Origin of the sequence: Paenibacillus uliginis N3/975 (assembly GCF_900177425.1) — a bacterium.
Lineage (GTDB): Bacteria > Bacillota > Bacilli > Paenibacillales > Paenibacillaceae > Paenibacillus_AQ > Paenibacillus_AQ uliginis.
Genome location: NZ_LT840184.1, coordinates 2,823,162 through 2,848,534, shown reverse-complemented (window position 1 = coordinate 2,848,534; position 25,373 = coordinate 2,823,162). Strand labels below are relative to the sequence as shown.

The 25,373-nt window shown below is 45.9% G+C and carries 20 protein-coding genes; 6 read left to right on the top strand and 14 right to left on the bottom strand.

What is annotated here, in order from left to right; translation table 11 throughout:
- Positions 1 to 198 precede the first annotated feature (198 nt).
- Positions 199 to 1,683, bottom strand: coding sequence for a DHA2 family efflux MFS transporter permease subunit (locus B9N86_RS13435; protein ID WP_208919724.1), 1,485 nt, complete (start codon positions 1,681 to 1,683; stop codon positions 199 to 201).
- Positions 1,684 to 1,867: 184 nt separating this feature from the next.
- On the opposite strand from B9N86_RS13435, the gene B9N86_RS13430 reads away from it, so the two are divergent.
- Complete coding sequence (locus B9N86_RS13430; protein ID WP_208920355.1) at positions 1,868 to 2,431, top strand: TetR/AcrR family transcriptional regulator; 564 nt, start codon at positions 1,868 to 1,870, stop codon at positions 2,429 to 2,431.
- Between the two features lie 212 nt (positions 2,432 to 2,643).
- Here B9N86_RS13430 and B9N86_RS13425 read toward each other — a convergent pair whose 3' ends face one another.
- From B9N86_RS13425 to B9N86_RS13405, 4 genes are all read right to left on the bottom strand, one after another.
- The gene (locus B9N86_RS13425; protein WP_208919723.1) at positions 2,644 to 3,561 is read right to left on the bottom strand and encodes an N-acetylneuraminate lyase; all 918 of its coding nucleotides are present in this window, start codon (positions 3,559 to 3,561) and stop codon (positions 2,644 to 2,646) included.
- Between the two features lie 30 nt (positions 3,562 to 3,591).
- Positions 3,592 to 4,431 (bottom strand): carbohydrate ABC transporter permease, encoded by an 840-nt coding sequence (locus tag B9N86_RS13420; protein ID WP_210190671.1) that lies wholly within the window; start codon positions 4,429 to 4,431, stop codon positions 3,592 to 3,594.
- 109 nt (positions 4,432 to 4,540) lie between these two features.
- Positions 4,541 to 5,485 carry a carbohydrate ABC transporter permease gene (locus B9N86_RS13410; RefSeq protein WP_208919720.1) on the bottom strand — a complete coding sequence of 315 codons (945 nt, stop codon included), beginning with the start codon at positions 5,483 to 5,485 and terminating at the stop codon, positions 4,541 to 4,543.
- Positions 5,486 to 5,569: 84 nt separating this feature from the next.
- Positions 5,570 to 6,943, bottom strand: a complete 1,374-nt coding sequence (locus tag B9N86_RS13405) for an ABC transporter substrate-binding protein (protein ID WP_208919719.1) — start codon at positions 6,941 to 6,943, stop codon at positions 5,570 to 5,572.
- A 240-nt stretch (positions 6,944 to 7,183) separates the two neighbouring features.
- Here B9N86_RS13405 and B9N86_RS13400 point away from each other — a divergent pair, with 240 nt between their 5' ends.
- From B9N86_RS13400 to B9N86_RS13390, 3 genes are all read left to right on the top strand, one after another.
- Complete coding sequence (locus B9N86_RS13400) at positions 7,184 to 9,022, top strand: sensor histidine kinase (protein ID WP_208919718.1); 1,839 nt, start codon at positions 7,184 to 7,186, stop codon at positions 9,020 to 9,022.
- Complete coding sequence (locus B9N86_RS13395; RefSeq protein WP_208919717.1) at positions 9,003 to 10,598, top strand: response regulator; 1,596 nt, start codon at positions 9,003 to 9,005, stop codon at positions 10,596 to 10,598. Before B9N86_RS13400 ends, B9N86_RS13395 begins: the two co-directional genes overlap by 20 nt.
- Positions 10,599 to 10,687: 89 nt before the next feature.
- Entirely contained in the window at positions 10,688 to 13,138 is a 2,451-nt protein-coding gene (locus B9N86_RS13390) for a sialidase family protein (RefSeq protein ID WP_208919716.1), read from the top strand.
- Positions 13,139 to 13,463: 325 nt separating this feature from the next.
- On the opposite strand, the gene B9N86_RS13385 is transcribed toward B9N86_RS13390, so the two are convergent.
- The 5 genes from B9N86_RS13385 to B9N86_RS13365 form a co-directional block, all read right to left on the bottom strand.
- Entirely contained in the window at positions 13,464 to 14,108 is a 645-nt protein-coding gene (locus B9N86_RS13385; RefSeq protein WP_280174997.1) for a DNA alkylation repair protein, read from the bottom strand.
- 345 nt (positions 14,109 to 14,453) lie between these two features.
- Positions 14,454 to 15,476, bottom strand: coding sequence for a serine hydrolase domain-containing protein (locus tag B9N86_RS13380; protein WP_208919714.1), 1,023 nt, complete (start codon positions 15,474 to 15,476; stop codon positions 14,454 to 14,456).
- Positions 15,477 to 15,547: 71 nt separating this feature from the next.
- A complete protein-coding gene (locus B9N86_RS13375; protein ID WP_208920353.1) occupies positions 15,548 to 16,372 on the bottom strand; it encodes a MerR family transcriptional regulator in 825 nt (274 codons plus the stop codon).
- A 1,730-nt stretch (positions 16,373 to 18,102) separates the two neighbouring features.
- The gene (locus tag B9N86_RS13370) at positions 18,103 to 18,687 is read right to left on the bottom strand and encodes a hypothetical protein (protein ID WP_208919713.1); all 585 of its coding nucleotides are present in this window, start codon (positions 18,685 to 18,687) and stop codon (positions 18,103 to 18,105) included.
- A gap of 340 nt (positions 18,688 to 19,027) precedes the next feature.
- On the bottom strand, positions 19,028 to 19,459 hold the full coding sequence (locus B9N86_RS13365; RefSeq protein WP_425298586.1) for a DUF2798 domain-containing protein: 432 nt from the start codon (positions 19,457 to 19,459) through the stop codon (positions 19,028 to 19,030).
- Positions 19,460 to 19,760: 301 nt separating this feature from the next.
- Between B9N86_RS13365 and B9N86_RS13360 the strand changes: the two genes are divergently transcribed.
- Positions 19,761 to 20,831 carry an SDR family oxidoreductase gene (locus B9N86_RS13360; protein ID WP_208919712.1) on the top strand — a complete coding sequence of 357 codons (1,071 nt, stop codon included), beginning with the start codon at positions 19,761 to 19,763 and terminating at the stop codon, positions 20,829 to 20,831.
- Between the two features lie 48 nt (positions 20,832 to 20,879).
- Here B9N86_RS13360 and B9N86_RS13355 read toward each other — a convergent pair whose 3' ends face one another.
- The 4 genes from B9N86_RS13355 to B9N86_RS13340 all read right to left on the bottom strand — a co-directional run bounded on the left by B9N86_RS13355 (position 20,880) and on the right by B9N86_RS13340 (position 23,675).
- Complete coding sequence (locus B9N86_RS13355) at positions 20,880 to 21,260, bottom strand: winged helix-turn-helix transcriptional regulator (RefSeq protein WP_208919711.1); 381 nt, start codon at positions 21,258 to 21,260, stop codon at positions 20,880 to 20,882.
- A 156-nt stretch (positions 21,261 to 21,416) separates the two neighbouring features.
- Entirely contained in the window at positions 21,417 to 22,061 is a 645-nt protein-coding gene (locus tag B9N86_RS13350; RefSeq protein ID WP_208919710.1) for a nucleoside/nucleotide kinase family protein, read from the bottom strand.
- A gap of 134 nt (positions 22,062 to 22,195) precedes the next feature.
- Positions 22,196 to 22,621, bottom strand: a complete 426-nt coding sequence (locus B9N86_RS13345) for a glycosyltransferase family protein (RefSeq protein WP_208919709.1) — start codon at positions 22,619 to 22,621, stop codon at positions 22,196 to 22,198.
- 220 nt (positions 22,622 to 22,841) lie between these two features.
- Positions 22,842 to 23,675 carry a class I SAM-dependent methyltransferase gene (locus B9N86_RS13340; RefSeq protein ID WP_208919708.1) on the bottom strand — a complete coding sequence of 278 codons (834 nt, stop codon included), beginning with the start codon at positions 23,673 to 23,675 and terminating at the stop codon, positions 22,842 to 22,844.
- A 379-nt stretch (positions 23,676 to 24,054) separates the two neighbouring features.
- Between B9N86_RS13340 and B9N86_RS13335 the strand changes: the two genes are divergently transcribed.
- Positions 24,055 to 25,278 (top strand): leucine-rich repeat domain-containing protein, encoded by a 1,224-nt coding sequence (locus tag B9N86_RS13335; protein ID WP_208919707.1) that lies wholly within the window; start codon positions 24,055 to 24,057, stop codon positions 25,276 to 25,278.
- The last annotated feature ends 95 nt before the right edge of the window (positions 25,279 to 25,373 follow it).

The window sequence follows — 25,373 nt, the reverse complement described above, 5'->3', positions numbered from 1 at the left end:
TTGATATTATATTACATGAAATAATAAATCGACATTATTATGATAGGATTTAAGAATTTGCTGTTACTGGCAAGCAAAATCCGCATAAAAAAGAGCGGAAATTTCCATCGTCCCCCTTTGGAGTGACATTAACACACAAAACAGCCTTGCACGGCAAGGCTGTTTTATGATCGAACTCAACTTCTAAGAAATGAATATTTAAGCGTCAGCACGAGAAGGACTTTGCGAATTGGAGATTTCTTGCTTTGAGCCAGATTTTTGCTTCGGCATAAACAAAGTCAAGATAAATGCGATGATGCCCACAAATACAATATAAATAAAGGCATCGCTCGTGCCAAGAATGGATGACTCTTGTGCGAGCTGGGTTTGTGAAAATGACGGATCGGACTGCATTAATTTTGTTAGGTGATGACTGGAACTGATCGTCATCACCGTAACCACGAGCGTTGTTCCGATAGCGCCTGCCACTTGACGAACCGTATTCGTAACTGCAGAACCATGAGCAGTCCATTTTTGGGGCAGCGCATTGAGACCTGCAGTCGTTACAGGCATAACTAACAGAGATAAACCGAGACGTAAAACGATCGTACGTATCATTAAATAAGTGTAGCTGGTTGTAACGCTTAGATTCGTTACGCCCCATACCGCTATAATGACAAAAACAAGCCCCGTTAACATGAGAATCCTCGGTCCGAATTTATCGAATAAACGGCCAGTTATCGGTGACATAACTGCCATCAATAGCGCTCCGGGCAGCAACAGTAAGCCTGATTCTAGCGCAGTGTACCCCATGCTTGATTGCAAATATAGAGGAACTAAAATTATATCCGCATACATAATGATCGTAACCAAAGTATTGATGATTGTTGTCAATAAGTAAGTTTTATTGCTAAAAACGCGTAAGTCCAGCATAGGATTAGACGATTTGAGTTGACGCGTACAGAAGAGTACAAGAAAGGCTCCCCCACCGATCAAACAAGACAAAACGACGATATTTCCCCATCCGCTGCCACTTGCGTTGCTAAAACCGTAAAGGATACCGCCAAATCCTAAGGTGGAGTATATAATTCCGGGAATGTCCGCTTTGGGTTTGGATGTCTCTGATACGTTAAATAAGTATTTGAACGATAATAGGATTACGATACCGAGCAATGGGATCATGCCAATAAACAACCAGCGCCAAGATACATGTTCTATAACTATACCGGCCAAAGAAGGTGCAATCGCAGGAGCGAACGCCATCGTAAGACCGATCATTCCCATCGCGGATCCACGGTTATTGATAGGGAAAATTTCATAAATAACAGCCATTAATAGAGGCATGATGATTCCGGCTCCTGAAGCTTGCACCAATCGACCGGTTAATAATAAGGTAAAATTAGGAGAAGAAGCTGCTAATATGCTTCCAAGCAGAAGGAAGAGCATGGAACTGATGAAGAGCTGCCTGGTCGTGAATCTATTCATTAAATAGGCAGTTACCGGTATCAAGATTCCATTCACTAACATATACCCTGTTGTCAGCCATTGTACCGTGGTTGCATTAATATCAAATTCGCCCATAAATTCCGGTAATGCAACGGTCAGTATCGTTTGATTCAGAACAGATAAGAATGAACCTGATAACAATATAAATAAAAGAACTCTCCTATTTGATTTTGCTTCATTTTGAATGCGTTGACTCATGAACAATCCACCTTCGTTTATAATAGACACGTTGTTGTTTAACAGATGCAATGTTGATAAAATGAATACTAACACGATAAAATAATGGCCGTAAATTACACCTTTCGGTGATATGCCTACTAAACGACATCATTTATAACATATGTCGAATATGTATGAAATTATAGATAAAGGACTGGAAAAGATGAGCTCAGAAGATATCAAAATCGATCCTCGAATTAAACGGACAAAAAAGATGTTTAAACAAGCCCTTATCTCTTTAATTCGAGAAGATTCGGATCAAACCAAACTAACCGTTCAACGTATTGCTGACCGGGCAGAGTTAAATCGAGCGACGTTTTACTTGCATTACGACGGAATAGATGACTTAATGGAGCAGATGATTGAAGAGATTCTTGATGAGATGTACCAGACCATTACGATTGATGCTATCAAGAATTCATCCTCTCATTCCCCCTCTTATCCCGCCCTTACTTCATTTCTTGAACATTTTTATCAAAATGCAGGTTTGTATCATGTGATGTTAGAGAATAAGGCTTTTCATGATCGGGTGTTTGGAATGCTATTGGATATCATCACCCTGTGGGGCGAGGAAAGAAAAATAAAGGGACGGCCTTTCCATGTCCTTAATGAAGTGATCGCTTCTTCAACGCTTGGTATTGTAACTTGGTGGCTGAAAGAAAGAACGCCCTACAGCCCTAATTATATGGCACACCAAATTACTCTTTTAGTTAATGGAGAAAAATGAGGAAATCACAAAGCGTTACTTAAAACTAGCAGTAACAACAACAGTTTGGGGATTCATTGGGCAAAACAAAGAAGGCACTCCCGCCTGGGATGCCTTCTCGATTCTTTTTATATTAATCGTGAACTCCTGATCCGCCACTGTCATGACACACATCAATATTCCGCACTGCGTTCGTCGATCAATTGCTCCAGAAAATCTCCTAAAGGAGCGGGTTACCCTTGATAAGCAGATGCCTTCAACACAGCACTCTCTTCATAAAACGTCCGGATCGCCGCTGTCTCTGCGTCCGTCAGCTGTTTTAGCGGCTGCCTTGCTCTGGGCGACCGGATAATGCCCTGCGCATAACATATATACTTCTCGTAAGGAATCACATCGAACTGCACCATATGCGCAATCACCTCGTTGCTCTCGGCCTGCAGTTCCGGAAGCCTCGACCAGCCGCCCCGCTCTGCCTCTTGAAACATCCGGACGAACAGCGGAGCCATCATATTATACGTGCTGCCTATAGCGCCGTCGGCTCCCATGAGAGCGCCAGCCGCATACACCTCGTCATGCCCGTTGAAGATTAGAAAGCGGTCTCCGCAGCGGGCGCGAATTTGCTGCATCTCGAACAGGTTGAGCGAGGTGAATTTGACACCAATGCATTGGGGATGACGCGCCATATCCTCGTAGAAATCCATCGACAGCTGGACTCCTGTCGCTCCCGGATAGTGGTAGATAAGCATCGGCAGCGGGACGGCGGCCATAATCGCGTTGTAGTGCTCCTTGATCTGTTCTACTGTCGTTTTGTAATAAAACGGCACCACTGCCGACATCGCATCGACGCCCTGCCGCTCGGCATGACGCGCCAGCTCGATCGAAGCTTCCGTACCGATGGATCCGACGTGGGCGATGATCGTTGACTTGCCCTCCTCCGCCGCGCGGACGACCGTCTCCAGCACCTCCTGCCTCTCCTCCGTACTCAGGATGAAGCCCTCGCCGGTGCTTCCGCCCACATAAAACCCTTTAACCCCCTGGACCTGCAAATGCCGGACCAGACGGGCCAAAGATTCACGGTCGATACTTCCGTCCTCGTGCATCGGCGTAATAAGCGCAGTATACACTCCTTTGAAATCGTGAGGTTTTGTCATATCTTTCAGCTCCTTTTCTTGTAACGCCTGTCAACCTTTTACGCTCCCTGCAGTCATTCCTTCGATCAAATACTTCTGAATAAACGCGAATATCACGATAATCGGCAAAATTACGATAACCCCGCTTGCGAGCAATCCGCCCCAGTTGGTCGAGCCCATGCTTTCCATCAATTCGGCAATGCCGACCTGAACGGTTTTCGCGTCGATGGAGCTGGTTAAAATGAGCGAGTACTGGTAGTCGTTCCAGCCGAGAATGAATGCATAAAGCGTGATCGACACCAGTCCCGGCAAGCTTAGCGGAATAATGACCGTGAACAGCGTTCGCCACTTGCCTGCGCCGTCAATCGCCGCAGCTTCCTCCAGCTCGGACGGTATTGTGCGGAAAAACCCGCTCATAATCCACACCCCGACCGGTATCGTCAGTGTCCCGTAAATCATCACTAAAATCGCTTTCGTATTCAGCAGCGAGAACGCTGCCGCCATTTTGTACCACGGAATCATGATCAGCGGTCCCTGAATCATCTGGGCCAGCACGATCAGCGCTACGACCAGGCCGACGCCGGGCACCTTGTAACGAGCCAGACCATAGCCGCTAATGCAGGCGACGGCTCCCGTAATCAACGCGGTAATGCCACACACGATAATTGAGTTGAGCAGCAGCCGGGGCAGCTGCAAGCCCGCATCGCCAAGCGCCCAGCGGTAATGATCCCAGGTCAAATTGTCCACGATCCAGGTCGGCACCGTGGAGAACATTTCTGTATCCGGCTTCAGCGTCGTGACGATCAGCCAGGCGAACGGCAGCAGCGTGAATACCATCAACAGCGCCAGCCAGACATAATTCGCCGTTTTTTGAGCAAAGGACTCCTTCATAAGTCGCACCTCGTATCATACAACGTTGTTGCCCGCTTGATTTTTGCAAGCTGGGCGAAGACTCGTTTGAATATCACGTCAAGCGTGAATGATATCGTTACTCTGACGTCTATTCCTGGTTTCGGCCGAACAGACGCGAATAAATGCCGACCAGAATCAATACCATCGCCATCGACAGCGTCGCGATTGCCGAGCCTTTGCCGAGATCGAAATAAACGAATGAATTCGTATATAAGTACGTCGGCAAAATGCTGGTCGCATAGCCCGGACCACCGTTCGTCAGCGCCCATATCATTTCGAATTTAGTCCAGGAGGAGACTATGCTGACAAGACCGGTCACGTACATGATCGGCTTCAGCATCGGCAGCGTAATCCGGGTAAACCGCTGCCACGCGGAAGCCCCATCCATATGCGCCGCCTCGATCATCTCCCGGGAGATGCCCGTGAGCCCGGACAGCATCATCAGCGTAATATAGGGGAATCCTTTCCATGCCGACGTTAGCAGCAGCGCGGGCCAGACGAGCTGTTCGTCTCCAAGCCAGACGATATTTTCAGAAATAAGGTGAACCATCTTCAAATAATGGTTGAATAAACCGTAATGACCGTCATAAATCCACTTCCAGACGATGCCGATAATGACCACGGGCGATACCCATGGAACCATCATCAATCCGCGCCACAGCCCTCTGAACCGTATCTTACTAAACAATATTATTGCGGCTGGGATCGCAATTGCGAATTGCAGCGCGGTGGACCCGAGCACCCAGATGATGCTGTTCCAGAAAATGCGCCAGAAAGCTTCGTCGTTCACGAGCAGTTCCTTGTAATTGCCGAAGCCGTTGAACGACATGCCCCGTCCAGAGATGAGCGAGTAATCGTAAAGGCTCAGACGGATCGTTTCGGTAAGCGGATAAAATTGAAACACCACAATATAAAGGACGACGGGCGCCAGCAAAAAATACCCGAAGCCGAACTCCCGAAAAAACGCCGAAGCGCGTCTCCGCTGCCGGCTATGCGGCGGATCCTGCTTATCTAGCCTCAGTATGTTGGACATTACTTCCGCTTCCTTTCCTTCTCCGGTCCCATTACATAAGGTGGAGCCGCAATGGTTCGGCATGCAGCTCCACGGGAGTCCGGCCTATTCCAGTTTGGCCTTGATTTTGTCGATGCCGTCCTTAATGGCGGCATATGCCTCTTCAACCGTCACTTTGTCGTTCAGCAGCTTGGCCATCTGTTCCTGAACGACCACTTCCATCTCGCTTTGTCCCGGAATTTTGTCCATCGGAACGCCAGATTCATCCAGCAGCTTGCTGAAGTCGTTCAGCATTGTCTTGTGGCCCTCGATCGCTTTCGGATAAATTTTTTCCGACTTTTTGATAATTTCGTCCAGGCTCGTGCTCTTAATCGCCGTTACGTTGACGACGGATGCCGCCGTGCTATTGAATTCCTGGGATGACCATTCCTGGATCAATCTCCAGGCGACCTCCTTGTTTTTGCTGTCCTTGAACATCGCGATGCCGACGTTCGATACCGGCGCTTTAGCCACCGTGCCCGAAGGTCCCTTCGGATACGCAATCGTACGGGAGACATTGACGATGTCCGGGTTGATGCTGTATACGTTGGCCGTAAAGAACGTTCCCGCCGCAATCATGCCAACTTCGCCATTGCTGTAGGCGCGGAACATTTCCGGGTAGCCCCAGGTCAGATGCGCTTTCGGCTGATAAGGCTCCAGATTTTTAAAATGCTGCAGCGTCTCCATGTATTTGCTTTTGCTCTCATCAGAGGTATCGCTCAGAAGCAGATCATTGCTGTATGCGGCCGTGAACGGCACGCGGAAAGAGAACCGGGCTATTCCAAGTGGATAACCAAAGCCGTACTTGCCATCCTTCGTCATCGCCTTGGCCGCTTTCTCTACGTCCTCCCACGTTTGCAAGTCCTCCAGCTTCATGCCCGCTTCGTTCAGCATCTGCTCATTGACGATCAACGTGAAGGAGTTAGCCAGGTTCGGCACAGCGTACAGCTTGCCGTCCTCCTGGGCATATTCCATCGTACCCGGCAGAAAATCATCCTTCTTCAGCTGCTCGCCCTCTTGCTCGAAGTAGGGTGTCAGGTCTTCCAGGCCGTTCAGCCGAACCAAGTTGGTGACGTCCTGCGTCTGAGTGAGATCCGGGACGTCGCCCGAATTCAGCATGACGGATAGCTTTTTCTCCATATCCGCCCACGACAGATACATATACTCAATATTGACGTTAGGATATTTCTCTTTCATTCTCGCCTTGAACTGTTCGGCCAGCTCTTTCTCCGCCTCCGAAGTGCCCGGATAGACGAACCGGATGTCTGCTTTGACCGTGCTCCAATCGATGGCCTCTCCGCTAGCGGCCGTTGATGGCGGCTGGCTTCCGCCTCCGTTTTCTCCCGCGGTATTCCCTCCGGATGCACCGCATCCGCTCACCAGCAGGGACAACGCAACAACAAACGTGCCGAGCCCGAATCTTTTTTTCCCCCTAGGCATGCTTTCATCATCCTCCCGTTTCGACTTGTCTTGCTTGTGCACAATCCCATCTTACCCGCGAATCCGAAGCTCAACAATGCGGCAATTTCAAGTTTTGGTGGACTCCGTCAATGAACTGGTTGCCATTGCCCTTCCCCGTATTGAATGTTGAGAAAGGGTTTGCTAATGTAACAATATAAAACGCTTTCAACATTCATTTCCTATGCGGATTATCAAGCGCCGCCTGCTGGGAGGCATTCCATGTTCGTATTCAGACAGCTGCAGACCAAATTGTTCGTTTCCTTTGTGCTGCTTGTCCTCATTCCGCTGCTGACACTCGGCTTCTTTTCGTTTCGCACCGCCACTTCCTCCCTGGAGAAGGAGACGGAGCAAAACCAAGCCCAGACGGTACGCCTGATCGGCAACAATATCAAGCTGATGCTGGACGATGCCGGCGACATCACCTCCTACATTATGAACAACGTCAGCTTGCAAAGCCTGCTCAGCCAGGATTATAACGGACCGGTCAACGTTGAGCAGGCTGCCGCGCTCGCTTATCTCGACAATTTCAAAACCGCCAAAAAATACGTCAGCTTCCTCGTCATCTACGGGCAAAACGGCTTTTTATACCGCGATTTCAGCGAATTTTACCGGCAGGTCATCCCTTATACCGACTTCATCGAGATGCCGCTTTACACCGCCGTTGCTTCCCGGGACGGCGAAGCGTTCTGGGCATATTCCAGCACCCCCCTCTTTACGTACGGGCACAGCTACAATGAAATTATGATCGGACGGCGGATCGTCGATTTATATGACCCGGACAACAAGCTCGGCTTGCTGTTTATGGGTGTAAACCGCGACGCGATCGGCAACATCATTCAGGACATCGAGATTGTTCGTTCGTCCAACATCTTTATTTTTGATGACAACTACAATCTCGTATCGAGCAAGAGCCAAGACAACGAGTTGAAAAAAACGCTGACGGACGACCTGAAGCTCAAGCGGCAGCTTTCTCTCAAGACACATTCGGAGATCTACGATATCAACGGGAAGCGTTATTCCGTCGCCAGCACGGTCGTGGAACCGTATAATTGGAACATCGTGAGCCTCACGCCGCTGGAAATCATCCGCAGCGAACACCGCATCATGCTAAATGTGACCCTGGCGCTGTCGTTATCGCTGCTCGCCCTCGTCGGACTCTGCTCGGTATACCTGTCCCGCAGCATTACAAGGCCGATCAAGAAGCTGCTGCGCTCAATGAACAACTTCAAACGGGGCGACTTCAACCAGAAGGTCGAGGTCACCTCGCGTGACGAGATTGGTCTTCTTACCCAAAAGTACAATGATATGGTCATGGAAACGAACAGCCTCATCCAGAAAGTATACGTCAGTCAGACAAAGCAAAAGATGATCGAGCTCAAGACGCTTCAGACCCAGATCGAACCGCACTTTCTGTACAATACGCTGGACTATATTTTTCTCAATTCCAAAATGAACGGAGACGATAATACGGCCCAAGTGACGCAATCGCTAACCGAGCTGTTCCGCCTTTCCCTGAACAAAGGCAAGGATTACTATACGATCCGGCAGGAACTAAGCCAGGTCAAGGCCTATATCCATATACAGCATGCTCGCTTCCCGAACCGGTTCGTACCCCGTTACGAGATCGACCCGGACATATTTCCCTTTTATACAATGAAGCTGCTGCTGCAGCCGCTGGCGGAAAACGCCATCCTGCACGCCTTCAATACGAAACGGGAACGGCCCGGCACGCTCTCAGTCAAAGGGAGAAAGCTCGACGGGCAGCGGGTAGAATTCGTCGTCGAAGACGACGGTTGCGGCATGAGCCCGGAGCTGGCAAGCTCGCTGCTGTCCGGTGAAGCCGGGACAAACCATGCGACTGATGCGATCAACGGCCAAGCCGGCGGCACCGGCTACGGCATCCGCAACGTCAACGAAAGGCTGACGATGATGTTCGGGCCGGAATACGCGCTACGCATCGAGAGCGAACCGGGCCACGGCACGCGTGTTATGCTGGTCATTCCGCTCATATACGACGATAACCAATGGAGGTTGCTCTATGAAAATCATGGTCATTGACGACGAGCCCATCGTGCCCCAAGCCCTGCGGGCCCTCATTCCATGGGAGGAGCACGGTTTTACATGGCTGCCGCCCGCCGACAACGGAGATGAAGCGCTGGAGCTAATCGAGCGAGATAAGCCCGATCTGCTGCTGCTGGATTGCCGGATGCCGGGCAAAACCGGATTAGAGCTGCTGGAGGAAATCCATGCGCGGGAGCTGCCGGTCAAATCGGTCATCTTGAGCGGACACGACGAGTTCACTTACGCGCAGCAGGCGCTTAAGCTGGGCGCCCTTGATTATTTGCTGAAGCCGCCGGATCTCGACCAGCTGCTGAATGTTGTCCTGTCAATCAAGCAGCAATGGAAGGAGGAGCAGAAGCTCAAAAGTCAACTCAAGGACCATCTGCCGCTGATCCGCTTCCGTTTCCTTACCTCCTTGCTGGAAGGAGCCAGCTTCAACGACGATCTGTTTGCAGAGAAAACCGAGTTCCTGCACATCCCCCTACGGATTGGCCCCGTTTATCTGGCGGTCGTCGAGCTGGAGGAAGATCCGGACTTTCCGAAAAACTACTCCTACGAGGATCAGCAACTGATGAACTTCGCCGTGATGAATATTGCTAAGGAGACGCTGGCGTCATGGCCGGACAAATTTTTGATTAGCCCCGTGCACAACCGCTTCGTTCTGCTGGCCAATGTCACGCTGGAAGACAAGGCGCGGTTTCGAGACGATCTGCGCCGGCTGGCGGACAATCTGCGCAAGGCGCTCCGCTACATGGTCATGATCGGGGTATCCGTGCATGGGATGAGTCTCAATTCGGAGGGCAAAAGCCTCTATCAATCGGCCCGGACGGCGCTGGAGTACAAATACTATACCGGTCCGAACGAGATCGTGTTCGTCGAGGATCTGGAATGGGAAAACGCCGTCGCCCCGAATCTGAAGCTCCCGGCTTCCACTCCGGTTGACGAAGCGCTTCAGCTTGCGCTCAAAATCGGTAATCCCGAGCAGCTTGCATGTTGGCTGGACGACTTTGTCCGGCATTTGAAGAGCAGCGACTACCCCGTGCAGGTGACCAAATCCATCGCCCTCCAGCACATGGTGGCAGCTGCCGACTCTCTGGCGGCCATGCACCCGAAGCTGGCGCTCGACGAGCTGCTTCCCGCCGGGCAGATTACGCTTTTCTTCGAGACGTCGACGCTGGAGCAGTTGACTGAAGAGATGCGCCGCTATCTGGAAGGACTTCTGCGGCGGACCCTCGATTTGCGCAAAGTCGGCAAAAACGCGATCGTGGAAAAGACGAAGCGCTTCATCGAGGAGCATTTCCGGGAGAACATCACGCTGGAGACAGCAGCACAGGAAGTCTACTTGTCTCCCGTCTACCTCAGCTTTCTGTTCAAGCAGGTCGAAGGCGTCAACCTGTCCGACTACTTGACCGAAATACGGCTTGCCGAAGCGAAGCGTCTCCTTGCAGGAACCTCGCTCAAAACCTATGAGGTGGCGCTCCGCTCCGGCTATCAGGACGAGAAATATTTCAGCCGTCTGTTCAAAAAAAGAACAGGCCTGACTCCGACCGAATACCGCAACCGCGAGACTTGATCGGCCTTACCGCTCGAAACGTTAAAAAAGTCTACCAAATCTAGACTCTGTCCAATAGGTTGGAAAGGGTCGATTTGGTATGATTTTATATGAAAGCGTTTCATATTTTGTATCCCAAGGAGCTGATGAATCCCTTGAAACAAGCCGTTTCCTGTTTGCTGCTCGTTTGTCTAATGGCCACTTTGGCGCTGCCTGCAGCCGCTTCCGGTTACAGGGTCGATCCGAAACGGATCTATGCCAATAACGGCACCAACGATTTTTGGTGGTCCCATACGCGCTGTGCCGCCCTGCCGGGCCAAGGCCAAGATGGCGCTCCGGCGATTTTGTGCACGGCGTCCAAGGATTTGAACGACAACCACACCGACGTGTTTTACGACATCGCCTACACGATCAGCACCGATCTTGGAGACAACTGGACGCCTTACACCGTTATTCCACAATACAATTGGAAGACGCTTCCGAATGGCTATATGGGCATGCTGATCGATCCCGTCCCCGTCTATCACGCCGCTACCGGCAATGTGTTACTGCTCGGCATGGCCCAGTCGTACGACGCCAATTACGCCAAAAAGCAAACCTATCCCGCCTATGCCGTCTACGATCAGGCAACAGGAGCATGGAGCGCAGATTGGCAGCTCTTCGATTGGTCGCAAGACTTCGGTCATGCGGGAAGCTCCTACCCGTACATAGACGAGCGGACTGGCAAGGTGCAATGGCCGATCCATTCGATCACCGGCTCGGGTGCGCTGCAAGTCGTGATCGCTTCCTTCGACGGGACCACGTTGACATACGAGAGCATAAGCGGCACAGTCCCGAACACCGGCGCGCACGGCAATCGCTCAGGCATCGAGGCTTCGCTGACGGAGTTCGGCGGTGAATACTTCCTGACGAGCCGGGATGACACGAATAACCGCTTGGCCAAGAGTGCGGACGGTATCGTCTGGCAGCCTGCCGTCGATCTGCTGTGGGAGGACGGCACTCCTGTCTCCGGCAGCATGAATACGCAGATGCATTGGATTACGCGTCCGGACGGTTTGTATCTCGTATATACCCGGCAGGACGCCGTCAATTCGGATGTGTTTCGGTATCGGGCGCCTCTTTGGATGGCGGAGGTGAATCCGGTGACACTCAGGCTGAAGAAGGAAACGGAGCGCAACGTGATGCCGAACACGACCGACCGCGCGCAGCTCGGAAACTTCGGCACGCTAAACGTCACGCCGGAGCTGAGCATCGTGACCAGCAATGAATGGAAGTCGCTTCAGCCTAATAGCACCATTGTGTCGCGAATCTGGTGGAACCGGTCCTTGCTTGGAAGCTGGCCGCTGGACGAAACGGCCGGGACAACGGCCGCCGATACATCGGGTGCAGGGCATGACGGCTCGATCACAGGTGCCGTACCGGGCACGGAAGGACGCTTCGGCGCAGCGCTGAGCTTTACCGAAGCCGGCGATCACGTCAACCTCGGCCATCCAACGGACGGCTCGTTTGACTTCGGAGTGGCACAGGACTTTAGCGTCTCCGCATGGATCAAAACAAGCCATACCGGTTCGATCCAATATATCGTCAACAAAGGCGACACGAATGGATCCTTCTGGCTCCGTTTCGAAGCGGACGGCTCGCTTCGGTTCCTGCTCGATTACGGCAGCACGTTCGATGCCGTACAGTCCGCCGCTTCCTTTGCAGACGACAGATGGCATCATGTCGTCGGCGCGGCGGACCGCGATGCCGGACTGCAGCTGTATGTCGACGGAGCGCTTGTCGCGCAATCATCGGCCATGCCGGGAGGAAGCATATCCAGTGCCCTGCCGCTGACGATCGGTTCCGATTCAGCTTTGACGCTGAAAGGACTGATCGACGAGGTTAAGCTATACAATTACGTCCTGGACGAACTTGAGGTGCTCGGTCTTGGCGGTGTTGCCGGCAGCTGGAGCTTTGACGAGCCGGCTGCGGGAAGCGGCATTGTCACGGCTAACGCCGTAAGCGATTATGAATACGGGATGCTGCTGAACGGCGCGGCGCGCAGCTCCGCGGGTAAATCGGGAGGAGCCGTCCAATTCTCAGGAAGCGGACAATTCGTCAAGCTGGGCGATCCGGATTCCGGCGCCTATGACTTCGGTACAGACCGGGACTTCAGCCTGACCTCTTGGTTTAAGACCGACGTTTCCGGTACGCCGAGATATATCATAAATAAGGGGGATACGAACGCCTCCTATGCCCTGCGAATCGAGAGCAACGATACGATCCGTTTCTGGCTCGATTACGGCAGCACTGCCGATGTCGTGCAATCGACCCGGGCGTACGCGGACGGCAAGTGGCATCATGTCGCCGCCGTAGCGGACCGGGACACGGGACTGAGGCTGTACGTAGACGGAATATTGGTCGGAGAAAATGCATCGCTGACCGGGGGTAACATATCAAACAAGCTGTCGCTGACCGTCGGCCATAACTCGTCCTCCACGCTGAACGGCCTTATCGACGAGGTTCGGCTGTACCGCTATGCGTTGACGGAAGAAGAAGCAGTAGAGATCTCGCAGCACTAGCCCTCTTTTTGTAAAGCGATGGAGGATCTTTTTATTGAACGAAGTTGTAGGTGAGTCCTGAAGAGGATGACTATTCATAGCTATAAGCTTTCCTGATCCCCCAGTCTAACTGGGGGATTTCTTGTACAATAAAAAAGCCCGAAAAATCAGGCTTTTAGAACTTTATGAAAGGGACTTTTGTGTCATTAGACACAAATCATCATGTGAATTTCATTACTCGAAGATTTGAGCTTCCGGTGCTGCCCAAAAATGAAGCTTCGTCTCCACATTTTTTTCCGAATCTTTTCCAGATGATCAAATCAGGTAAGTTTCCGTGCAGTTTAGACTAAGATAAGCTTGTCCGATTCAGAACTTTCAAAGCTTCCCGTTTGCTTAGATTGGATAAAGGATTCGATTCTACGAAATCTCTGACCGCTTCAGGATTATATTTGCTATATTGGCGAAGACTCCATCCGATTGCTTTTTGTATGAAAAACTCATTGGATTCAGAGACCTTCCTTATATAAGTGAATAGTCTCTCGGCATCCGTATTATGCTTATACTTCAACTGGTACAGAATAGCCGACCGCTGCAGCCAAAAGTTATCGGACTCTATCCATCGATCTGCGATAAACAGCTGTTCGGGATATAGTGAAAAATAATGCCCAGCATGATTGGAAGCGATATGGTCAACGGTATCCCACCAGGATTTTTCTATCGTAATCTGTTCAATAAGTTTGATATCTTCCTGATGAAACTTGCGCTTTCTCATATCGATTACCTGAAGAGCCGCATTCTGGAGCTCTCTTTCGTTCATGTTCCACAGCTCTGTGATCGTTTCAACGACTTGTTCTTCATGAGGGAAACCGTATTCTTTTAGAAATTGTGATGTGAGTTCTCTTCTTAACGGCGACTGTATGCCGAAGAATTCAAATTGATTACGCATATAACTTTTCATTTTGAGGGCTAGAAATGGGTTTGCATTCTTCAAAAAAAGGTTTCTTAACTGATTCAAGTCATTTAGATTCAATGGACGCTCTCCTTAGGGGAAGTTATATTCAATTAATACCATGGATCTGATCACTCCTCAACAACCATGGTCAATTGTCAAATTCCCATAAAAAACTCGTTTGTATTATTAAGCACGCGTTACTATGTATATGTCTGATTGGTTTTTCGAAATTAATCGGCAGGTACCTCCACAGCAATTGCTCAATTGACATGCCATTATATATATTGTGTCATAAGCCAAAGAACCTCTGCAAATACAGAGGTTCTACTGATTTCGTATATATGTAGATTACAAAGTATTTTGCCAGACTTGGCGATAATATATTTAGTCTATGATAGCCGGGATAACGCACTCTTTTATCAGTGTCCACCGATCACGAGGATCAACGATAAATTCTGATGCTATGGCTACAACCAGGTCTTTTTCCGGTATGCAGCAAATGACATTGCCGCCATCACCTAGTGCCGAGAATGCAGAAACTCCGTCCTCTTCGCGTAACCACCATAGATAACCGTAATTATTGGGGTTCATCGTTGTTGATTCGTCAATCCATGTCCCCGAAATAATCTGACCATCATCCCAAATGCCACGGTTCAGATATAGAAAACCAAAACGTGCCATATCACGAGGTGTTAACGTAAGCCCCCACCCTCCTGTGGAGATACCGTCCTGGTCTTTCACCCACCCTCTCACATTCTTCCCAAATAAATCCTCAAACCCAAATGATTTCATTTCATAATCTGGAATTTCTTTCATGCCGATCGGTTTAAATAAGCGTTCGCCCGCAAACTCACGGGCACTTTTTCCTGTGCTGCGAGTGATGATAGCCGATAACAGATGCGCCCCTGCGGTGGAATACTTGAAAGCTCCAATATTCCCCTTTTGGCCTAGCATATCCAGCGTATACTTTACCCAATCGGGTTGCATACACATCTTGTCCAGCGGTTCGTGCCAGTCCTCAAATGGATAGGGAGCCGTCATCGTGAGAAGATGGCGTATGGTGATTTCTCGTTTTTGCCTATCAGCAGCACCGGGAACATACTCGGGGAAAAATTCCAGCACCTTCTGATCTACACTTTTAATATATCCTGCATCTATGGCAATACCAATGAGGGCAGATATTATACTTTTCGTTACAGAAGCCACATGGTGCGCATCATCCGGGCCATAGCCATTATAATATCTTTCATAAGCAATAGACCCATTTCTCACAACAACAATACCGTTTATATTGCTATACTCGGATTTTATTATAGGTTCAAGCTCTGAAAGCTTTTCAGAGTCCATTCTCAAGGTTGCCGGGTCTACGGTTTGCCATTCTGTAGTTGGCCAGTAGTTTCTTTCCATTATAGATACCTCTCTAAAAGACGTTTTTTGTTTTGTTTAGCGAGCGTTAATGATAATGTCAGGTCGTGCTACTATTTTTTCTTTACAGGAAAATATACCTCGGTAATCATATCCTCAGGAACGGTGGCTTGATTGGGGTCGGTTACATATACTTCATATGGTGATTTCACCAAATCATATCCTTTATTTTCCACCCATTCCCTTAGCTTTGCATATACCGATGTCAATTCTGCATATGAACCCTTTACAACAGACTTCGCGCAAAGTCCCCCAGGCAGATCTCTCGTTCCCTTCACAGTCTCCTCTATCGGGATGGCAAACTCTGTATCATTGCCGATAGGATTGTATTCAGGGCTGTGATAAATCGTCATTGGCGTACCAAGCAAGGTGAGTTTTTCAGTAGCAATCTTTTCATATAGCCTCCTAAAATACTTTCCATATCCTAGAGCATAGTCATCACTACTCATCATCTGACGCATATAAAGGATATTCATTGGCTGGGTTTCAACAAGTTGCACTTCTATATTGTCAAGGTATGACATCATTGGTATGCCCTTCTCTAAATTTAAAATATCATTACTCATTTGTTTTAGGGTATATTCAAAAGCGTTTAGCTGTTCCTGTATTTCCCTTCGCTTACGATTAAGGGCAGAATAAAGATTCTCTTCTGATTGATCCTCTTCCGATTCCAGAATGGCTTTGATTTCATCCAAAGAAAAATGATAGGATTTCAAACGGTTGATAAAGAGCATTTTTTTTAGTTGCCTGATGGAATAATACCTATAACCGTTTTCAAGATTAATCTCATCGGGATGAATTAATCCAATTTCATCATAATATCGAAGCGTTTTTGTAGATACTTCGCATATCTTTGAAAATTCTCCAATTGATAGCAACAAGCCACCTCCATTCTTCATATTTTAAAACAGACAAAATGCTTTAAATATCGAAACTTTGTTCAATTTCACTGTACATCTTACCCTAAGGGCAAAGTCAACTTCAAAAATATCGGTGCTTCTATAGTTTGGCAATCTATATAAGTTGAACTAAAGATTTTTAGTCTGAACATCACTACGAATGCGGATTATTCTTCCGATCGCTGTTGCCCCCAGATTTCTTTTAATGTATTTATGCAGTTGATGAAATCTGGTGACAAAGGCGACCTCTGTCGTTTCTCCAGAATAATTCCGCCTTCTCCGTTGAAGTCATTATTTCTTTAGTTCATTCTATATAGAAAGCAGATTTGTGCCTGATTTTCAGATATGTATCCACCGCCTACTGCAATGGATTACACCGGAAGTCATCTCCACAAACACGGAGCAAGCCCCTATAATCGTGCATGTTCCTTGTGTGCTCAAACGCATATTCCATGCGGAAGGTTGGGCAGCACAGGATTCAACCCGCCACCCTGTACAAGGTTACCACGAAAACAGTTCAACTGAGTGTACAAAGGGTGTGCAAGTCCGTCATGCTTTATCATTGCTCACAGAAACTCTCACTGTAACTGGAAAAAGGGAGCTCCACAGTGTACAGCGTGGGAGCTCCCTTTTATAAACTGTCAACCATATTAAACGAGTAGCGCTGAACTGACTAGACAATGCAGATGTACCTTTCCCTATAAAGATATAAAGGAGATCCGGGAGCTTCTGTGCTTCGGGAGAATCCAGAAACGATGCGTTCATCTCGTTTTGAATCATGCCGGGCAGAACGGCACTGATGTACAGATTGGTACGGAATATCAATTCATAAATCTCATTTTTATTGTAAAACTAGAGAGTGCAGAAAACCCTAAAATTATACTAGAAACGACAATAATATAATTATTTTCAAGAATATACGGATAGATCGACTTATTAAAATTTAATAATCCGAAATATGCCCATATATGACTCATAGAAACGATAAAAGATGGTAAAGTTAGCAATAGCAATCTTGATTTATCAATATGTATTGTTCTATCTTCTGATAGATTTGTGTTACTTAAGCCCAGTAAAGCTCCAATACCTCCGAAACACACAATCGAAATCATCGTTGTATAGAAAGGGTTGAAATTAAATCTTGTTCTTGCCTGCGTGTAGTTATTGGCTAATAATTCAGTTCCAATTGCGAATAAAACGATAATTAATACAAGATTAAATCAATTTTTAAGTGTACCGTCTTGAGTTTTTTTCATAAATTATTTCTCCTCTCTCTCCAGATTAATAACATTACTTTAACATTTAAAGGATAATAAACCCATTTATTTGATTGAATTATTAAATTTGGATGTAATTGGATCGTTAATCTAAAGTAAGTCGTTATTTTTAAACATAATATATACTATGCTAACTTGACTTGTTCCATCTGATCTTTTTGTAAAATATTTGTAATATATACTCAAACAAATAAAACCGCGTATCTACGCGGTCCCTAAATGTATATGTTATTGTCCTCTGACACCTATCTTCTGTTTTTTTGGGTATGACGCTACCAGTATATCCCCCCCTACCAGTTCTCTTAGATTATATATGTGATAGTGATTTATACTAGTATTTAGGGAAGCCGTCAACTTTTGTGAGCAGAGAGGCTGCAGGTTAATGCCTGCAGCCTTGTCCTAGTTATTATTGAACTATAGTTTCCCGTTAGCTTAGTCTAGTTCAATTTCGATACGTGCAAGGACACCAGCCGGATTATCTCCGCTTCTGTTTGCATTTGACGGAAAGTTAAAAGCGGCGATCACAATATCATTTGTACCTCTCCGAAGGAAACGCCTAATATTAAACGTTCTTCCAGGATTAAAGAATGAAACATTGCCCTGCGGATTGTCGATAACTACCGACCGTCCATTTATTAAAACGATGGCAAAGTTATCAACGGACAGGAATAAGCGAGCTCTCTCAATATCGTCTCTAATCGTAAATCTTCTGGCGACCACAGCAGCAGGACCGTTAGGGTCATTTCTTCCCCAAACGTACGATTCACCAGATTGGGGCGCAACCCATGCCGGATTTCGCTCGATTTCAAGTGCGTTTACCCAATTTCGATCCGTACTTATTCTCCTAATTCTTTGATTAATAACAACCGGTCTTTGTGTATTCAATGATCTTTGTGCGGCAATCATCATTCTCATTGCCTTTGCAACGCTACTCGCCCGGATTCCGTTTTGTCTTCTAGGTGCTTGTAGTTGTTTGACCGTATTATTTGCCTTTCTTATGACAGTTCTTTTGTACATTTCATTTTCCCTCCTTTTTTATTAACGAATCTTTAACATATATATGAGTCCATCGATTTAATGGATATGGACAAATGAATAGTCAAATCGCTCAATTTCCTCAAATGAAAATAGACCCCCGTAAAAACGGAGATCTGTCTCACATTTTGCTTGGTGACCATAGAATTAAACCTGCTACATAAATACACGCAAACACGAGCACTTAATTCCCTACGTTAAACTCATACATAATGAATCCCTTACAATTTCATCGCATTAAAAAGCCGACTGGTTTTTAAAAAAACCAATCGGCAAAACAAGAAAAAAAATTTACCTATGTTCTGACACACACTCCTACGTGTTAAGAATTTACACTCTCAGCTTTACTCGCCTGTCTTGCGTGTAATTTTTTCATTGCAAATCTTGCTATAGGCTGTGCAATCAACAATTCAATCCATAATGCTATACCAAAGTTTCTAGGCCAAATATGAAGGAAATTTTCAAACGGTTCTAAGCTTATTTGTTTCGTACCCACCCAAGTTCCTATAATTGATAGCCAAAGAGATAACACCGTTACATTTAATACAGTATTTAATAATACTCTGGCATTAAATCCATCTGTCTGTCCCACGAATTTTGGCATCAGCTTACCAACGATCGGTCCCGCAATCAACCTTACTGATAAAATTACGATTATCCACATAAACGGAATAATTTTTAAACTATCTAAGTAAACTTCTTTACTGAAGCCACGTTCCAATCCCATAATAATAGGCGAGATAGTTAAATTCATAATAAAACCTCCCATTAAACCTGTTAAATCTAGGTTTGCTTCCAATGAGAGGTTTTAATCTGTTTGCATTGAACTAGCGTTCCCGTTAACTTAATCTACCTTTGAAAAGCTAGCGCCGAGTATACCCATCCACCATGAGATTAGGAAAGCCAAAGAGAGAGTTGACTGACTTCTTTTCGTCTGAATATACCTTGATTACTTTAAAGTGCTTATGTCACATTAAAGTGCGTACTTCCTATGTATGGTTAGTTGATGCAAAATAATGTTGTACAAAAAATAGTACAGAAGGAGCTGAAACACTATGAATATTGAATCTACAACAACACGCAAAGTCGCCTTAGTCGTGGGTGCAAATGGTGTTATCGGTCGCAACCTCATCGATCACCTCATCACTCTCCCTGATTGGGACGTGATCGGCGTATCGCGTCGCGGTGGAGAATCTAGCAACCATGTTCGATATGTGGCTGCGGATCTACTCAATATAGACGAGCTTCACGAGAAGTTAAGCGATTTAAGTGAGGTAACACACATTTTTTATGCTGCTTACCAAGACCGTCCAACTTGGGCTGAACTTGTTCCACCGAATCTCGCCATGTTAGTGAACATCGTAGAAGTGATCGAACCAATCGCGTCGGGCTTGAAACATGTCAGTCTGATGCAGGGATACAAGGTATACGGTGCACATCTCGGCCCGTTCAAAACTCCTGCTAGTGAGACAGACGCTAACCATATGCCTCCTGAGTTCAATATTGATCAGCAAGATTTCTTAGAACAACGGCAAAAAGGTAAGGCTTGGACTTGGTCGGCACTCCGTCCTTCTGTAGTCTGCGGCTTCTCGCTCGGAAATCCGATGAACCTCGCAATGGTCATAGCGATTTACGCTTCAATTTCGAAGGAACTTGGAATACCTTTGCGGTTTCCAGGTAAGTCGGGAGCTTACAACAGCCTCTTGGAGATGACAGACGCTGGGCTTCTCGCAAAAGCAACAGTATGGGCGGCGACCGACGAGCGCTGTGCGAATCAGGCATTCAACATTACGAATGGCGATCTGTTTCGTTGGAATGAGTTATGGCCGAAGATCGCTCAATACTTTGGCATGGAAACAGCGCCTCCGTTGCAGATGTCTCTGGACGTTGTCATGGCGGACAAGGAGCAGCTTTGGAACAAAATGGTTGAGAAGCATGGGCTTGCTCGGAATTCCTATAAAGACGTATCCTCTTGGCTATTCGGCGATTTCGTGTTTGCATGGGATTACGATTTTTTTGCCGACGGAACTAAAGCTCGTCGTTTAGGCTTTCACGAATTCGTCGATACCGAAGCAATGTTTATGAACATCTTCAACGACTTCCGAAAGCGTAAAGTCATCCCTTAAACTATCGTATAAAATAAGAAAGCCGACCTTGTATATTGGGTCGGTTTCTTAACTGTTATTTACGTCTGTAAGCATTGGATTAACCAGAACGTTAGCCTTTCCCTTGTACTTTCTCTCTATATGTGAATCCCCCCAACGGCACATCAGATGTAGGAGTTCCTTTAGACTCCAGCCGTAGTCTGTCAACTCATACTCAACTCTCGGTGGTACCTGATTATAGGAAATACGTAAGATGACGCCCTCTTCTTCAAGCTCCCGAAGGTGCTGCGTTAACATCTTTTGTGTTATTGCGGGAATCAAGTTCATAAATTCATTATTACGTTTCTTACCGAATGTCAGATGAAAGAGAATAACAGGTTTCCACTTCCCACCAATTACCTCTAAAGTTGCCTCTACTGCAGTGTTGTAAATTTTTTCAGTCTTTTTCACACAACTTGCCCTTTTTCAAATATTTCGACACAGGTTATTGGTAACTCCTGATGAACATGAATTGGAGCCATTAAATGGCCCTATTAAACATTATAATTACAACCAAAATATTACGCTATCCTGCCGTTACTTCAACATCACCGTTAAAATTACAGGTCAAGAATGACGTCTCCAATATGTTAGATATTCATCAAATTGCTTCTCAACCAATTTAACAGCAACTTCAAAAGGTACTGAGGAATTTACTTCGATAACTTTTAGACCGAGCTGGTTTGCTTCTTCTCTTATTTGGACGTCAATTAACATATCTCGTTTATGCAAGTTCTCCAGTGCTACGTTTTCTATATCAATTGTCTTAAATTCTCCTGACAATTTTCTGCGTTTCTTTGCAGAAGTCATCTTAAAGTGTTCATCCGACACAAACCAAATCGCTTGGTTTGAATTGCCTAAAAAGGGGGCTACTAGATTCGGCGTAAGTCCGAATCCTTCTGCTAAAATTGGATTATCAACATTCATTGCAGATAAATCACGGACCACCATAGGAAATCGACCACGAAATGACGCATTTGACCTATGAACTAATTCGTCTGGCGTGATATACACCCAATTGTCTTCCATAGTCGAAGAAAGGATTTCTTCTGCACCAACTGAATGAGCGGAAATCTCTTCATGATGCCTATTCTCATTACCATCATAATCATAGTATGATAGGTTGTATTTTTGAACGATGTACCTTGCTATCGTGCTTTTCCCTGAGTCGGGGGAACCGCCAATCCAAAGAATTAGATTATTAAATTCCAATGTGACGCACTCCTTCTCCATCGGGTAGCACGAATCAATGCCACCACTATATGTATTTACTTATACATAGACTACCGAATGTTTGTTCTCCTGTAAAGTATAGGCTGCAGGTTCTTATTATCGTAAACTGCCCGTTAGTTGAATCGTCTTTCTGACTCAGTGATTATCTTTTCTAAATTTTCATTTACTCCTTCTCCAGAGTATGAGATTAAAGGAGATACTTCAATTTGTCGGTTTTGTTCTAGTTCTAATATACTGGCGCCACTATTCTCTATCCATTTCTTATGGAGATTTAAAATTTGGTTTCTTGCAGTAAAAGGGCTGTCCTGTCCTTCTCTATTTTTTACTGGAGCAAATTCCTCTTCCCGTTCAACCATTAAAACTGTAACTTTTTCTGCCAAACGGAAGTAGTCAAAAATGAATCTTTCCAACTTGTATGCATTTGGTTCACTGGGGGTTACAACATAGCCCTTAGAATCGATATAAGGTATTTTTTTCAGAGCAATGTGGTACGGGGTATTATGATGGACAAAACTTTCAACGAAATCATATCTAAACATGTGTATGGAAATGTTGGCGAGATTTAATAACAAATTGCCTTGAATATCCCGTTCTTCTAATATTGATTCTGGTATTTCTTATATTCTAATACGGATGGACGTTCGTTACTCAAGCACAAAACCCCACAGCTATAATATAAGTTTTGTCCAAGAGATGGAGGAAATTCCACTGCCCCGCTGGAAGTTAAGACGGCGGAGGTTCCCATTAGAGCCTAACTATTCATTTATCATCCGAACCATTTAACGGCTTTGTTCCACAAGCTAAATGAAAAATCATCATAGCATATGAATCAGGATTAATTAATAAATTTTCATACGCTTTTTCTATATGTTGAAAGTCACTTTCAGATAGAATCCCACTCCTAAAAAATGGTTCAAATCTCTTTGGATTAAATTGCTCCACAAAACCTTCTAATCCAACTAAATCACTATGTAGGGAAATTGCGTCCAAACTAATATTACAATAACCAGTTTCTTTCAATAATCTGGGTAAACTTCGCCCAATTTCACGATTACCTCCAGCATCACCTTGCATGCGAATTAACTTGTTAATGATCGAATGCAAATTCTCGATATTGGGTTGTACAACACCAAAAATGCCATCATCTATATCAATGATTACTAATTTCCCACCAGGTTTCAGCACCCTAAAAATCTCTTCTGCTGCTTTTACAGGTTCGTATAAGTGAAGGAAAATTAAACGAGCTATAGCGAAATCATATTCATTATCTGGAAGGCCCATATCATAAACAGAGGATTGAATGAAGTTGACATTTGAGGTAGTACTGAGCTGTTTAGCATTAGTTAGTAGCTTTTTATCAAAATCTAATGCTGTTATTTTACTTTTTGGTAAGTTCTTAATAAGCTGTTCCGTAACAAATCCTGGCCCACAACCCACTTCTAACACCTTCATTCCATCTTCCAAGCCATACCACTTTAAATATTGATATTCCTTCTCCCATCCCATCAAAGCTTGTGCTTTAAGGCGATTAATCTCTGCTTCAATTCCAATGTTGGCTTTGCTTGCATTATAAGTTGAATTTGATGTATTCATTTCTATCCTCCTGGTCATATGATCACACCTCGATTTATTGCAACCTTTGATTATTCTGATGACATTCATCCCATGAAAGCACGTTATAAGTTTATTCTATGTGGCTATTACGTTATCCTACCCGTTAGCTTAATGACTCGGAACCATCTTTGATGCGAGCTCCCCTTCTATTCTTAATTGTATTAACTCAAATGTACTGAACATACCACTTACCCGTAAGACTTCTCTTCTTCGAAAAATAGACTATTGCTTCAGATTCAATCACGCTTGGCCTTGCAATAGCTTTTGAAGTAGATTACTTTAAACATGTTACATCTCGTCAAACAGCGAGGCTTCATGCACGATTGAACGGAGAAACCATTTTACGGGGAGATATGTCATGGATATTACCAACGATTTCATGGATGAATGCTTTAAAGCATTTGTACTCGAACAGTTTTGCGGGAATCACGGGCGGATACAGACAGGCGATCTGGAAGGAATCGTATCCCTTCAGCTTGCGAATCGACGATTTTGCAGTCTGAAAGGGATTGAACACTTCACATCTCTTGAGGAGCTTGATTGCTCGTTTAATAACTTGACGGAACTTGACATTAGCAAAAATACGAACCTGATAAAGTTGGAATGCAATGGAAATCAACTTACCTTTCTGAATACGGACCGTAACACAAAACTGAAGAAGCTGTTTTGTAACAAAAATGAGATTCATTCATTGGATTTGACGGCCAATGACCAATTGGAAGCCCTGGATTGCGGTTTTAACCGCCTTCGGCATCTGGATATCAGCCACAATCCCATGCTCACCAAGTTGGTCTGTTATTGGAACATCATTTCAGAGTTACACCTAGAGCATAACATCAACCTAAAGGAACTGAACTGCAGCTATAATTCCATATTCGATTTGGATTTAGACCAGAATACGTCTCTCATGTATCTTGATTGTGGGAACAATTATTTGATCAGCTTGAATATACATAATTGCACGAACCTGGTTGAAATCCGCTGCAATAGCAATCATTTAAAGAATTTGGATATAACCCGCAGTCGGGTTTTAGAAAGTTTAAGATGTTTCCAAAATCATCTCACAAGCTTGGATCTCAGCCATAATCCGCTTCTAATCGAGCTCTACTGCTCGGAAAATAAACTTTCGGAACTGAATACCCGCCATAATCCGGTGCTGAAGCAGGTGGAGTACGGCGATAACCTCTTTGTAGAGCCGGATCATACCGTCAAAGGAATGGGGACTTTTCAATACGACAGCTCGCTATGTTACTATACAACCACACTCCGTCATAAGGACAAGGAACTTTCCGTAACAGCGTATGTACCAGCCAAGGCGGATATGAGACGTCTGTCACCCGTAATCAGAAAAACCTGGGAACACTTTGATCAGCTTCATCATCGAGCAATAGACTTGATTGCCACTACTCATCCTGACGAAGATGTGACTGAATTAGTCTTGTCCGAGCTTGGGTTTCATGAAGACGCCACCATTCGGTTGGGGTACGATGCAGGTAATACTCCAGCCGGGCAACTATGCATTTACGTCGTGTTTAATCACGAGCTTGAAATGAATAGCCAATTTGTCTATGAAACCTATTAGTGAAATTTCCCATCCATAATCTGGATGTTACGTTGGTGTCACGTCAATTCAGCCATTGCTCGTTTCGGAAGACAAATCTGAAAAATGCCGGGATT